This is a genomic window from Sphingomonas sanguinis, assembly GCF_019297835.1.
GTDB classification, from domain to species: domain Bacteria; phylum Pseudomonadota; class Alphaproteobacteria; order Sphingomonadales; family Sphingomonadaceae; genus Sphingomonas; species Sphingomonas sanguinis_D.
In genome coordinates this window covers 910,464-923,741 of record NZ_CP079203.1, presented here as the reverse complement: position 1 = coordinate 923,741, position 13,278 = coordinate 910,464, and the positions used below count along the sequence as shown (strand labels likewise).

General features: G+C 67.3%; 12 protein-coding genes. 4 read left to right on the top strand and 8 right to left on the bottom strand.

What is annotated here, in order from left to right; all coding sequences use genetic code 11:
• Window positions 1-185 precede the first annotated feature (185 nt).
• Window positions 186-641: a hypothetical protein gene (locus KV697_RS04010; protein ID WP_219020202.1), complete on the top strand. Its 456-nt coding sequence runs from the start codon at window positions 186-188 to the stop codon at window positions 639-641.
• Window positions 642-852: 211 nt separating this feature from the next.
• Here the strand turns inward: KV697_RS04010 and trpE are convergent, their stop codons facing one another.
• Together trpE and KV697_RS04000 are read right to left on the bottom strand one after the other, a co-directional pair.
• Complete coding sequence (gene trpE / locus KV697_RS04005; RefSeq protein WP_219020201.1) at window positions 853-2,358, bottom strand: anthranilate synthase component I; 1,506 nt, start codon at window positions 2,356-2,358, stop codon at window positions 853-855.
• Window positions 2,345-4,291 carry a peptidylprolyl isomerase gene (locus KV697_RS04000; protein ID WP_219020200.1) on the bottom strand — a complete coding sequence of 649 codons (1,947 nt, stop codon included), beginning with the start codon at window positions 4,289-4,291 and terminating at the stop codon, window positions 2,345-2,347. The genes trpE and KV697_RS04000 overlap by 14 nt, the downstream gene beginning before the upstream one ends.
• A gap of 135 nt (window positions 4,292-4,426) precedes the next feature.
• Between KV697_RS04000 and tpiA the strand changes: the two genes are divergently transcribed.
• A complete protein-coding gene (gene tpiA / locus KV697_RS03995) occupies window positions 4,427-5,173 on the top strand; it encodes a triose-phosphate isomerase (protein ID WP_219020199.1) in 747 nt (248 codons plus the stop codon).
• A gap of 172 nt (window positions 5,174-5,345) precedes the next feature.
• Here tpiA and KV697_RS03990 read toward each other — a convergent pair whose 3' ends face one another.
• Both KV697_RS03990 and KV697_RS03985 read right to left on the bottom strand, forming a co-directional pair.
• Complete coding sequence (locus KV697_RS03990) at window positions 5,346-6,725, bottom strand: leucyl aminopeptidase family protein (RefSeq protein WP_219020198.1); 1,380 nt, start codon at window positions 6,723-6,725, stop codon at window positions 5,346-5,348.
• Window positions 6,722-8,122 carry a serine hydrolase domain-containing protein gene (locus KV697_RS03985; RefSeq protein ID WP_219020197.1) on the bottom strand — a complete coding sequence of 467 codons (1,401 nt, stop codon included), beginning with the start codon at window positions 8,120-8,122 and terminating at the stop codon, window positions 6,722-6,724. Before KV697_RS03985 ends, KV697_RS03990 begins: the two co-directional genes overlap by 4 nt.
• Before the next feature lie 370 nt (window positions 8,123-8,492).
• Here KV697_RS03985 and KV697_RS03980 point away from each other — a divergent pair, with 370 nt between their 5' ends.
• On the top strand, window positions 8,493-8,882 hold the full coding sequence (locus tag KV697_RS03980; RefSeq protein WP_219020196.1) for an MAPEG family protein: 390 nt from the start codon (window positions 8,493-8,495) through the stop codon (window positions 8,880-8,882).
• On the opposite strand, the gene rimO is transcribed toward KV697_RS03980, so the two are convergent.
• Entirely contained in the window at window positions 8,866-10,206 is a 1,341-nt protein-coding gene (rimO, locus tag KV697_RS03975; RefSeq protein ID WP_219020195.1) for a 30S ribosomal protein S12 methylthiotransferase RimO, read from the bottom strand. The two genes, KV697_RS03980 and rimO, sit on opposite strands and share 17 nt — an antisense overlap.
• A gap of 118 nt (window positions 10,207-10,324) precedes the next feature.
• On the opposite strand from rimO, the gene KV697_RS03970 reads away from it, so the two are divergent.
• The gene (locus tag KV697_RS03970; protein WP_219020194.1) at window positions 10,325-11,419 is read left to right on the top strand and encodes an anhydro-N-acetylmuramic acid kinase; all 1,095 of its coding nucleotides are present in this window, start codon (window positions 10,325-10,327) and stop codon (window positions 11,417-11,419) included.
• A 166-nt stretch (window positions 11,420-11,585) separates the two neighbouring features.
• Here KV697_RS03970 and KV697_RS03965 read toward each other — a convergent pair whose 3' ends face one another.
• From KV697_RS03965 to KV697_RS03955, 3 genes are all read right to left on the bottom strand, one after another.
• Window positions 11,586-11,831: a hypothetical protein gene (locus KV697_RS03965; protein WP_219020193.1), complete on the bottom strand. Its 246-nt coding sequence runs from the start codon at window positions 11,829-11,831 to the stop codon at window positions 11,586-11,588.
• Window positions 11,832-11,886: 55 nt separating this feature from the next.
• Window positions 11,887-12,432 carry a CHAP domain-containing protein gene (locus tag KV697_RS03960; protein ID WP_219021230.1) on the bottom strand — a complete coding sequence of 182 codons (546 nt, stop codon included), beginning with the start codon at window positions 12,430-12,432 and terminating at the stop codon, window positions 11,887-11,889.
• 114 nt (window positions 12,433-12,546) lie between these two features.
• Entirely contained in the window at window positions 12,547-13,197 is a 651-nt protein-coding gene (locus KV697_RS03955) for a DUF6975 family protein (RefSeq protein ID WP_219020192.1), read from the bottom strand.
• Window positions 13,198-13,278 lie beyond the last annotated feature (81 nt).

Genomic DNA, 13,278 nt, shown 5'->3' with positions numbered 1-13,278 from the left:
GCGGTGCAACGCCCCCGTTGAAGCCGACCGCGCCGGGCGGGGACAGGCTTGCGACGCTGGCGTATCGCGGGAGGATGCGACATAGCGCCGCAATTCCGCCGGAAATCGGCCGCAACCGGGCTTCGTTCAGCATGGAGCCATGCGGGGCGTCCGACGTTGTCAGACCATAAGGAGTTTTCGTCACCATGGTTCGAGCCGCCCTGATCGCCGCCCTGTTGCTGACCCCCGGTACGGTGTTCGCCCAGCAGGCGGGCCAGCAATCGGCGACCTCGGGCCAGGAGGCGCAGGCCAGCACCGGACAGCCGCCCAAGCGGGTGCGCAACGTCACGCTGACCGGCAATCAGAAATGCCCTGAGAGCACGGCGGACGAGATCGTGGTCTGCGGCCGCGACGACGAACCCTATCGCATTCCCAAGGCCCTGCGCGACGACAAGCCGATCCCGGCGCAGAACCAGAGCTGGGTCAACCGCGCCGCGACGATCGATCAGGTGGGCCGCGTGGCGGGCGGCATTCCGGATACCTGCTCGCCGGTCGGCACGGGTGGCCAGAGCGGATGCAGCATCATGTGGAACCAGCAATATCAGGCCGACCGCCGTGCGCGGAAGGCGGAGGCGACTCCGCCTGCGGCTGACGGGGAGTAAGGGGGCGAACTGCCTGCCCGCGTTCCTTATCGCGAAACTTAGGGCTGAGGATGTCCTTAGCTCCAACCTTCGTTCCGCCTGAGCGAAGTCGAAGGCCACGCCGAGGCTGAGCCGCTGGATGTGTTGCTCGGATTTTCCGTTGGCCTTCGACTTCGCTCAGGCTGAACGGGTGTGTGGTTATGCTCGTCGATAGCGGCGAGCTGGCCTCAATCTATTGGCCGAAACCACCTTCGCCAGCCCGCGCCACCGCGTCGCGCGCGGCGGCGAGCATCGCGCCTGCCTTGGCCTCGCACTCGCGCTGTTCATAGGCCGGGTCGCTGTCGGCAACGATGCCCGCGCCCGCCTGGACATGGATGGTGCCGTCCTTGACCACCGCCGTCCGCAGCACGATGCACGAGTCCATCGAGCCGTCGGGCGAGAAATAGCCGACGCCGCCCGCGTAAGGACCGCGCCGCTCCGGCTCCAGCTCGGCAATGATCTGGCAGGCACGAACCTTGGGCGCGCCGCTGACCGTGCCCGCCGGGAAGCCCGCGAACAGCGCGTCGAGCGCGTCCTTGTCCTCGCCCAGCCGTCCGACGACGTTGGAGACGATGTGCATGACGTGGCTGTAGAACTCGACCGTATAGCTGTCGGTCACGCGCACGCTGCCCGCCGAGGAGGCGCGGCCGACATCGTTGCGGCCGAGGTCCAGCAGCATCAGATGCTCGGCGCGTTCCTTGGGGTCGGCGAGCAGGCTGTCGCGGTTGGCGGCATCTTCCGCGCGGGTCTTGCCGCGCGGACGGGTGCCCGCGATCGGGCGGATCGTCACTTCGTCGTTGCGGACGCGGACTAGGATTTCCGGGCTCGACCCGATCAGCGAAAAGCCCGGCAGGTCGAGATGATAGAGGAAGGGCGAGGGGTTGATCCGCCGCAGACTGCGATACAGCTCGAATGGCGGAAGGGTGAAGGGTGCAGAGAAACGCTGCGCCAGCACAACCTGAAAAATGTCGCCTGCGACGATATAATCCTTCGCCCGCGCGACCATCTCGGCATAGCGACCGGGGGCGAGCGCAGGCTCATAGGCGGGTTCGGGCAATTCCGCACGCGCGGGCGCGGGCAGGGTCGCGGCGGCCAGCCGCGCGGCGGTGGCGTCAAGCCGCTCCTCCGCGTCCGCGATCATCCGCGCGGCATCGCGCGACGCATCGGGCCACACCGGCGCGACGAGATAGAGTGCATCGGCCAGCCGGTCGAAGACCAGAATGACGGTCGGCCGCACGAAGATCATGTCGGGCAGACCGAGCGGATCGACCTCGGGCTGGGGCAAAGTCTCGACCAGCCCCACCGTCTCGTAACCGAAATAGCCGACCAGGCAGGCCAGCACCGAGGGTAGCCCCTCGGGCACTTCGGCCCGGCATTCCGCGACCAGCGTACGCAGAGCCGCCAGCGTCGGCGCGTCGCACGGCTTGAATGCCTCGCGATCGGTTGCCCAATGGCGGTTGATCGCGGCGGCATGACCCTCGGCGCGGAAGACGAGGTCGGGGGCGAGGCCGATCAGGCTGTAGCGCCCGCGCGTTGCGCCGCCCTCGACCGACTCGAGCAGGAAGTCGCCGCGACCCGGCTCGATCAGCTTGAGGGCTGCGGCGACCGGCGTTTCGGTGTCGGCGATCTGCCGACGCCAGATCAGCTGCGGCTGGCCGTCCGCCAGCCGCTCAGCCGCGTTGCGCTCAGTTGCCTCCATTGTTCAGCAGCTCCGAGCGGGTCTTGGCGATCGCCTTGGGATCGGTCTTGACGACGACGGTGTCGCGAACCGCGCGCGCGAATTCCGAGACATATTCGCGGCCGACCAGACGACCGATATCGGCGCGCGCGGCGCGGATCGCGGCGTCGTTGCCGGTGGCGTTGCCCGGTTCGATCTTCGTCACGCGGATGATGTACCAACCTTCGTTCTGCGGCGCGGCCAGCGTGCGGGCCTTGTTCTGCGGCATCGAGAACAGCAGCGCGAGCGGCGCGGCGGCGGGCGAGTTCTGCGCGGCGGCCAGATCGCGACGCGACGCGGCGATCGGACGCACCGGCGGCACCGCCAGCCCGGTTTCCTTCAGCGCCTGCGCCATCGGCATGCCCTTGTTCACCTTGGCGAGCACGGCATTGGCGAGCTTGCGGGCGGCCGCACGTTCGCGGTCGGCGGTCAGGTCAGCGAGGACCTGGCTACGGACCTGCGCCAGCGGACGCGGGGCGGAGCGCTGGATCTGGCCGATGCCGACGACGGCGAAGCCACCATCCTGGCCGATCGGCACGATCTGCGGCGCGTCGCCCTGCTCGGCGGTGAAGGCGGCGGTGATCATCGCGCGCTGTTCCGGCGTCGGCTGGAAGGCGGGCGCGTCGGGCGCGGCGCCTTGCGCGGTGACGGCCGGGGTCGTCTCCGCCTTCAGCTTGCGGTCGGCGACCACCTCGTCGAAGGTGGCATTGCCCGACAGCGAGTCCTCGATGGCGTTGCGCATTTCACCGAGCGCTGCGGCCTGCTTCTGCTTGGTCAGCTCGGCGACGATTTCGGGGCGCGCCTGGATCAGCGTCTTGCCGGGAACCTGGGTGATCGCATCGACCTTGGCGACGACGAAGCCCAGCGTCCCGCGAACCGGGCCGACGACCGCGCCCTGCGCCGCGCCGAATACGGCATCGGCAACGGCGGCCGAGCTTTGCGCGGCATAGGCGGCCTTGACGACGCCCTTCTGCACCGAAGCCTCAAGCCCAGCGGCGCGCGCGGCGTCGGCCAGCGAAGTGCCGCCCTTGGCCTTGGCCGCCAGCGCGTTCGCACCCGCCTGATCGGCGACGATGACTTGGGTCACGTCTCGCTTCTGCGTGGCGGCATAGCGCGACTGGTTGCTCTGGTAATAACGCGCGATCTCCGCATCGCTCGGCACCGACTGGGCGGCGACGGCGGCGGGATTGACGACCGCATAGCGGACCACACGACGCTCCGGCAGCGTGTAGCGCTGGACGTTGCGGTTATAGAAGGTCTGGATGTCGGCATCGCTCGGCGCGGCCCCTGCGGGTACCAGACGCGTCGGGATATAGCCGACCTCACCCTGCCGCTTTTCGAGGAGCAGCGAGGCATAGGGCAGCGCCATCTGGGTCGCGAACTGCGTCGCGCCGATGGTCGGGATGGTCAGCTGCTGCGCGAAGGTCGAACGCTCGATATCGGTGCGGACCTGCGCGTCGGTCATCTTCCGCTGTGCCAGAAGCTGCTGGTAAAGCGCCGGATCGAATTGGCCATTGGGGCCGCGAAATGCCGGGATCGAGGCGATCTGGCCATCGACCAGACGACGCGAGACGACCATGCCCTGCTGCTTGCCGAACTGTTCGAGCGCCAGGCCGGTGATCTCGCGCTGGAGCACGCCCTCGAACCCGCCCGCCGCGATGAACTGCGCCATGTCGAGGCCCGGCTGTTCCTGGCGATAGGCCGCGACCTCGTTCTGGGCAGCGGTGCGCAGGTCGTTGGCGGTCACCTTCGCGCTGCCGACCTTGGCGACGTCGGAGCCGTTCAGGCCGCCCGCCATACCGGCGATGTTGGTGACGTCACCGGCCGCGAACGCGATCGCGATCACGCCCAGCACGATGAAGGTGACGACGACGCCGGCCTTGGAATTGATGATCCGGCGGAAGAAGCTGAGCATGGACGACCGATCGGCAAAGACAAAAACGTGTCCCGCTTTAGGGGCGAGGTCGCTCGGCATCAAGCTTGTGCGAAATCCACGATCCGCTATCGGTGTTGAACACGTATAACATACGACTCAATCGGGGAGCCTCATATGGCACGGCGCAAATTGGTGGCGGGCAACTGGAAGATGAACGGCTCGCGCGCGGCGCTGGCTGAGCTGGACGCCATCGCAAAGGCTGCCAAGGCTGCGCCGAACGTCGATGTGGCGGTCGCGGTGCCCTTTACCCTGATCGCCCCCGCCGCCGACCGCGCGCCCGGCCTCGCCATCGGAGCGGAGGATGTGCATGAGCGCGATTCGGGGGCGCATACCGGCTGTGTCTCGGCTGGCATGGTGAAGGAAGCGGGGGCGAGCTTCACCATCGTCGGCCATTCCGAACGCCGGGCCGATCAGGGGGAGACCAGCCAGGACGCCTGGGCCAAGGCGGCGGCGGCGCATCGCCAGGGGCTGAACGTCATCCTATGCTGCGGCGAGACCGAGGCGGAGCGCAATGCGGGGCGCGCGGAACGGGTGGTGCAGGCGCAGATCGAGAAGTCGGTGCCCGACAATGCGGACGGCAGCTGGTTCACGCTGGCCTATGAACCGCGCTGGGCGATCGGGACGGGGCGGACGCCGACGGTGGACGAGATCGCCAGCATCCACGCGATCGCGCGCGCCAAGCTGCGGATGCTGATCGGCGATGCGGCGGATGGGGTACGGATTTTGTACGGCGGCTCGGTGACGGGCGAGAACGCGGCCGTGCTGCTGGCGGTCGAGAATGTCGACGGCGCGCTGGTCGGTGGGGCCAGCCTGACGGCGGCGAAGTTCGTGCCGATCATCCAGGCGGCGGCGGGATTATAATGGCTGTTGGTGGCGTGGCCTTCGACTTCGGCGCGTAGCGCCGAAGTTTATCCTGAGCGGCTGGCTTGCCAGCCAGCCGAAGGGCTCAGGCTGAACGGAGGTTGGGTTGTTGGTCTAAACCCCACAACCGTTCACGCTGAGCGAAGTCGAAGCGCACGCCCCGAACCTCGCCTCAAGCCCCCGAATACCGCCCCTTCAACATCCGATACGCCGCACGCAGGGCATAGGCATCGCCCCCCTTGGGTCGCCCCGGCTTGCCCGAGGGCCGCCATGCAAAGACGTCCAGATGCGCCCAGGCCGTGCCCTTGGGCACGAAGCGTCGCAGGAACAGCGCTGCCGTGATCGCCCCGGCAAAGCCGCCATCCGGCGCATTGACCATGTCGGCGATGTCGGACTTCAGCATGTCGTCGTAACCGTCCCATAGCGGCATCCGCCACACGGGGTCGTCCTCGGCCGCCGCCGCCGTCAGCAGGTCCGCCGCTAGCGCCTCGTCATCGGTGAACAGCGGCGGCAGGTCGGGGCCGAGCGCCACGCGCGCCGCGCCGGTCAGCGTCGCGAAGTCGAGGATCAGTTCGGGCTTCTCCTCCCCCGCGCGGGTCAACGCGTCACCCAGGATCAACCGGCCCTCGGCGTCGGTATTGGTGTTCTCGACCGTCAGGCCCTTGCGCGTCTTCAGCACATCGCCGGGGCGGAAGGACGCGCCCGACACGGCATTCTCGACCGCCGGGATGAGCAGGTGAAGCCGCACGGGCAACCGCGCCGCCATGACCAGGCTCGCCAGCGCCAGTGCGTGCGCCGCGCCGCCCATGTCCTTCTTCATCAACCGCATTCCGGCCGAGGGCTTGATGTCCAGCCCGCCGGTGTCGAAACACACGCCCTTGCCGACGATCGCGATGCGCGGATGGGCGGGATCGCCCCAGAGCAGCTCGATCAGCCGGGGGCTGCGCTCGCGGGTCGCGGCCTGACCGACCGCATGGATCATGGGATAGTCGCGGGCCAGCGTCTCGCCGCTCGTTACCATGAGCTGCGCGTGATGGATGCGGGCCAGCGCTTCCGCCTCCTCCTCCAGCTCGGCCGGGCCGAGATCGCCAGCACCCGTATTGACCAGATCGCGGACCTGAGCGGTTGCGGCGGCGAGGCGGATCACCTCGTCCCGGTGCGCGACATCGCGGGTAAGTAGCACGCGAGGGCCGTTGTCATCGCCCTTGCGATAACGGGTGAAGCGATACTGGCCGAGCAGCCAGCCCAGCGCGTTCGCACCGACCTCCGCGTCGTCGAGCCGATACTGGCCATCGGGCAGCGCTTCGGCCAGCTTAGCCAGCGCCCACGGCCCGGTTGCCTTTGCGACCCCCGCGACCACCGCCACCTCGCCATCATGGGGTACGAGCAGATGCGTATCGGGCTTGGCGGCGAAACGCTGCGCCGTCGCCAGCGTGCGAGTGGCGACGGGCTGGCGCGCGAGCCAGTCGGCGAAGCCCTCGGCGGTCAGCAGGGTGATCGTCCGGGCGGGCTGGCCGCGATCGGGCTGGAGCAGGGGGGCGAAGTCGGTCATTCGGCGGGGCTCACGAGGAATTGTTCGATCTTTCCGTTCGCACCCGGCTCGGCATAGGTGCTGATCCGCAGCGTTCGGTTGGGATAGGTTACGCGGTAGGAGCGGTTGACGAACCCACCGCGCAGGCGCGTGCGCCCCGCCTGTTCGATCTTGGTCGGCGCCCCCAGGGGCGACAGGCTGGTCCGATAATCGGCCAGCGTCGTCGGCATGAAATAATAGGCCGCATCCTCGGTCAGCAGCGCACGGTCGAGTTGGCCCGCCTGTAGCTGTGCGTACACCCGCTTGGTCCGGTCGAGCGCGGCGGCGTCCTCCGCATTGGCCTGGGGCGCGGGCAGGACGATGTCGGAAATGCCCTTGGCGATCCGGCTCTGCGCGTCGGCGAACCACGCGTTGACCGCGACCACCACGGCGGCCTTGTCGTCGGGATAGACGATATTCTCGGTCAGGAAGCCGACCGCTTCGCCGCTATGCTCGACGAAGCGGCGGCCATCGGCGGTGCCGACGCCCACGCCCAGCCCGTAATCGGTGTTCGAGCCGTCGGCCAGCTTGACGGGATTTTCCTGCTCCGCCCAGTCCTTTGCGGGCAGCAGCGTGCGGTTCATCCGCGCCACGTCCCATTTGGCAAGGTCCTGGGGCGACATGGACAGCTCGCCCGCCGCATAGAGCCAGCCGGGGGCGGCGGGCGTCTCGACCCGGACGGGGCCGAGCGCATGGCGCAGATAGCCCTGTGGGAAGCCCGGACCGACCGCCTTGTCCTGATCCAGCGCGCGAATGCCCAGCGGCTGGAAGACGCGGGTCTGAAGAAATTGAAGGAGAGGCTGGCCCGACACCTTCTCGACGATCATGCCCGCGACGACATAACCGGTGTTGGAATATTGCCATTGCGTGCCGGGCCGGAAGTCGAGCGGCGCCTTGGCCCAGCGGTCGACGATGCCCTGCGGCGTGGTCGGCGTCGCCATCGCCTTGAAGCTGTAGTCCTGCGGCCAATAGTCGCGCAGGCCCGAAGTGTGGCTCAGCAGCTGGCGGATGGTGATCGTGTCGCCGTCCGTGATGCCCGGCACATATTTGGACACCGTGTCGTCCAGCGAGAGCTTGCCGTCGTCCGCCAGCAACTGGACGGCGGTAGCGGTGAACTGCTTCGACACCGAGGCGATCTGATAGGGGAGCTTGGGATCGGCGGGGCCGGTCTGCCCCTCGAATTGCTTGCCATAGGCCTTGGCGAGCACGATCCTGCCGCCGCGCACCACCGCGATCGAGGCGGAGGGAACGCCGGTATCGGCCAGCGTCTTCGTCACCAGCGCATCGATCTTCTGGGTTTCCGCCGGGGTCAGGGCCTGGGCGAGCAGCGGGGCGGGGGCGATGAACGCGATCGCCGCCAGCAGGGTGGGGTATCTCATGCGCGCCAACGAAGCAGGTTTGCGGTGGCGGCGCAACGGGGGTGGTGGTGTGGGGCTTAGGCTTCGACTTCGCTCAGCCTGAACGGCTGTTGGGATACTGGTCCCAGCACCCCCCTCCGTTCAGGCTGAGCGAAGTCGAAGCCCACGCTACACCTTTCGTCGAGCGTGGTCGGAGGCGCGTGGAGAGCGTTGCCCTTGGCCTTCGACTACGCTCAGGCTGAAGGGAGGGGGGCATAAATTTCCGCGTCACCCCGGCGAAGGCCGGGGTCCAGTTGCGGCGCCTTGCGTTGGACAGGGTATCGCGTGCCTTGGGCGGCGTGCATCTGGACCCTGGCCTTCGCCGGGGTGGTATCATAAGGGGGGAACCGGAATGACCACCGAACTGACCATCCTCGGCTGGTCGATCATTCTCTTGTTCATCCACATCGCGCTGCAATCGCAACTGGCGACTTTGGACCGGGGCATCGGCTGGAACGCGGGCCCACGCGACGGCACGCCTGCGCCGTTGGGGCGCTATGCCGGACGGGCCGAACGCGCCTCGGCCAATTTTCGCGAGACCTGGCCGATCTTTATCGCATTGGCGCTAGGGCTGGCGGTCAAGGGGCAAAGCGGTGGGATCGCGGCGACCGGCGCGTGGGTGTGGTTCCTCGCGCGGGTCGCCTATGTGCCGCTCTACATCTTCGGCGTCCGCTATGTGCGGTCGCTGGCCTATCTGGTGTCGATGGTCGGCCTGGTGATGATGCTTATCCGTTTCCTGTGACGGGAGCGCCGTACAGGTCGTGGTCGTCGGCATCCTCGATTGCGACCTTCACGATGTCGCCGACCGACAGATGCCCGGCGTCGCGCAGGAAGACTTCGCCGTCGATCTCCGGCGCATCCGCCTGAGAGCGACCAGTCGCGCCGCCTTCCTCATCGACCGCGTCGATGATGACGGGCAGGGTGCGGCCGACCTTGGCGGCGAGCTTGGCAGCCGAGATGGCGGCGGTCTTTTCCATGATCCGCGCGTAACGCTCTTCCTTCACCTCTTCAGGGACGTGATCAGGCAGGGCGTTGGCAGAGGCACCCTCGACCGGCTCGAAGCGGAAGGCACCGACGCGGTCGAGCTGGGCTTCATCCAGCCAGTCGAGCAGATATTCGAAATCCTCCTCCGTCTCGCCGGGGAAGCCGACGACGAAGGTCGAGCGGATGGCGATGTCGGGGCAGATGTCGCGCCACTGATGGATGCGCTGCAGCACCTTGGCGTCGTTGCCGGGACGCTTCATGCGCTTGAGCACAGAGGGCGCGGCATGCTGGAACGGGATGTCCAGATAGGGCAGCACCAAGCCTTCCGCCATCAGCGGGATCACCTGATCCACATGCGGATAGGGATAGACATAGTGCAGGCGTACCCATGGCGCGATCTTGCCGAGTTCGCGCGCGAGGTCGGTCATGTGCGGCACGACCTCCTGCCCCTTCCACATCCGGGGTTCCTTGCGGATGTCGATGCCGTAGGCCGAGGTGTCCTGGCTGATGACCAGCAGCTCACGCGTGCCCGCCGCGACCAGCTTTTCCGCCTCGCGCAGGATCGCGTCGGGGCGGCGGCTGACCAGATCGCCGCGCAAGCTGGGGATGATGCAGAAGCTGCACCGGTGGTTGCAGCCCTCCGAAATCTTCAGATAGCTGTAATGACGCGGGGTCAGCTTCAGGCCCGCATCGGGAATCAGGTCGATATAGGGCGACAGGTTCGCGGGCGCGGCGGCGTGCACGGCCTCGACCACCTGTTCATATTCATGCGCGCCGGTGATCGCGAGCACGTCCGGGAAGCGGGTACGGATCGCCTCGGCTTCCTTGCCCATGCAGCCGGTCACGATGACGCGGCCATTCTCTTTGATCGCCTCGCCGATCGCCTCCAGGCTCTCCTCCTTGGCGGAGTCGAGAAAGCCGCAGGTGTTGACCAGCACGACATCGGCCCCGGCATAGTCGGGCGACATCTGATAGCCGTCGGCGCGCAGCTGGGTCAGGATGCGTTCGCTGTCGACCAGATTCTTGGGACAGCCGAGCGAGACCATGCCGACACGCGGCGGAGTAGGGAGTTTGGTTGCCATGGGATACGCGCGCACATAGGCCAAAACGCGACGCTTTTCCAGATGGTGCGCGAAGTCCGGTCGACAGGCGCGCGCGATCCCGGCAAGGATGGGCACGGAAGCGAGAGGATAGGGCGCGATGCTGGCGATCGGATTGATGTCGGGAACGTCGCTGGACGGCGTGGACGCGGCGCTGATCGAAACCGATGGCGAGGCGCTGGTCCGTGCCCTGGCCTTTCGTACCGAGCCTTATTCGGACTCCGCCCACGCCGAACTGGCCGAGGCGACGGCGCTCGCGCTGACCTTCGACCGGCCGCGTGCCAGTCCGCCCATCGTCGCGGCGGGCGACCTGATCGTGCGCACCCATGCGATGGTGGTGCAGAAGCTGCTGCGCGATGCGGGCGTCGAGGCCGGGGCGGTCGACGTGATCGGCTTTCACGGCCAGACGGTCGCGCATCGCCCCGATCGCGGCTGGACCTGGCAGATCGGTGATGGACAGGCGCTGGCGGATGCGACCGGGATCGTCACCGTGTCCGATTTCCGCTCGGCCGATGTCGCGGCGGGCGGGCAGGGCGCGCCCTTGATCCCCGTCTATCACGCCGCGCTCGCCGCCGATCTAGAGAAGCCGGTCGCGATCCTGAACCTGGGGGGCGTTGCTAACATTACATGGATCGGCCGCGACGGCGCGCTGGTCGCCTTCGATACCGGACCCGCCAACGGCCTGATCGACAGCTGGATGGAAGCGGAAACCGGCCAGCGTTACGATGCCAACGGTGCGCTGGCGGCGAGCGGTCGAGTCGAGCCGACGGTGCTCGACACGATGATGGACAATGGCTGGTTCGACCTCGTGCCGCCCAAGTCGCTCGACCGCAACGACTTTACGATCCAGCCCGCGCGGGGGCTGTCGGCAGCGGACGGGGCGGCGACGTTGACCGCGTTCACCGCGCAGACCGTGGCGCGGGCGTTCGACCACCTGCCCGAGCGGCCCCGGCAATTGCTCGTTGCGGGCGGCGGGCGGCATAATGCCACGATGCTGGCGATGATCGCGGCGGAGACGGGGCTTAGCCCCGAGCCGACCGATGCGCTCGGCTGGGACGGCGATGCGCTAGAGGCGCAGGGGTTCGCCTATATGGCGGTGCGGCGGCTGGGGAAGCGGGCGATCAGCTTTCCGGGCACGACCGGCGTGCCGCAGGCGATGACCGGCGGCGTGATCCACCGGCCTGCGGCGGGGTGACCGTTTTGAGCTTGCCGGAGTAGGTGGCTTGCAAGCCGACCCCCTCCTGACGCTCCACTCCGGCGAAGGCCGGGGTCCAGTTACGGCCCGATTGGCGAGATTTACCAGCGTTGACCCAACTTAATCCCGGCTTTCGCCGGGATGGTGGTCGGTAAAGAGGGCTGGATCAGCGCCGCTTGGCTTTCGTACGGACCATAGCGGCGACAGGGCAGCCGTCGATCTGACGAACCACCGCGAACTGTGCCTCCGCGTCCGGCATCTCGTTCAGCTTCCGCAGGCCGACAGAAGGGGCCGACTGGCTCACCCGCGTTTCCTTCTTAATGCAGCGTTCGGGCAATTGGCCGATGCTGGGCATGGTCGATGGCGGCGTTCCCGGATCGGCGGACAGCATCAGCAGCGCGAGCAACATCATCGATCGTCTCCCGTGACAGGCGATCAGTCTATGTCAGAAACCCTGCGTCTGTCCATCAGCGCGCGACATAGGCGTCGATCAGCGCGCCGACATAATCGGGCTTGTCGCTGGTCAGTTCGGGCGCGGCACGTCCCTTGCCATAGATGAAGCCGTAAATGGGGTAGGTCGAGCTCCCCAGACCTTCGGAGTCGCGGAACCAGACCTTCACTTCGCTCCAATCATTGCCCGGCGAGACGTCGAACAGCGTCACGTCCTGCTCGGCATGGCCGCGCTGGCCGTTCTGGATCGACCAGTTGGCATGGGTCAGCATCAGCACCCGATCCTCGACCACGCGGCTGACCACCGCGACATGGCCCAGCGGCAGGCGGCTGGTCTTCTCGAACACGACGACCGCGCCGACACGGGGGGTGCGTCCGCGGGGATATTTGCCTTCCGCCTTGGACCACCATGTCCAGGCGTCACCATAGATCGCGATGCCCGAGGCTTGCCGTGCGAACGGCACGCATTGCCCGACATAGTCGAGCAGCGAATGCGCCTCGGCCGCCGGGATGACCGTCAGGGCGCAGAGCGATGCTATAGCTTTGGACACCATGCCTCTCATTCCGCTCAAGCTATCGGGATTGCGTGAATACCCAACTGTTCAAGATGGTTAACAGGATAGTAGGGCGCTCGGGCGAGGCAGATACGCGATCAGCCGAGTGACCCATGACCATGGTCAGCCCCGCCGGGCGCTGGCACGCGCCTCCAGCAGGTCCCACAGGCCGCGATGCTGGACGAGCAACTGCGTCGCACCGAACCCGCGCGCCCGCGCCAGCCCGATGCTCGATTCGTCATCCTCCTCGTCCTCCAGCGGCTCGGGCATGTGGCCGGGAATGGGCAACAGCCCGAAACGGTTCGCCGCCTGGTCCAGCACCTGCCGGATCGAGCGCCAGTCGAGAATCAGCGCCGATACCGCACCGGTCGAGCATCCCCGCCGGTCCGAATTGGCCAGCATTTCCAGCGTATGGCGAAGCTGGGTCAGCGCGGCATCGGTCTGCGCCTGGCCGGGAGTGGAGGGCAGCGGCCCCGCCGCCGAGGTCAGGTTGGCAAGGAAGGCACGCTCGAAGGAAAAGGCGTTGGACGACCGGATCAGCCAGGGCAGCGTGTCCATCTGGACACCGCGCGCCATGGCATAATCGATCATGCAGGGATGGTTGCCATGCACCGCACAAACCGCATGAACGGCATCGGTCAGATCGTGCAGCAGGACTTGCGGCATCAGCAACGCTTGAACATGCGGATGCCCGGCGCTGCCCCATCGCGCCAGGATCGCACGAATGTCGCCCCGTCGATCGTCCTGAAAATCCAAAGCGGTACTCGTCGCCATGTCCGTTCCGATAATGGGCCAGGCGCGGGCGGCAGAACCGTCGTTCGGCCACCGCACCCGAAAGACTGCCCTAATCGGATT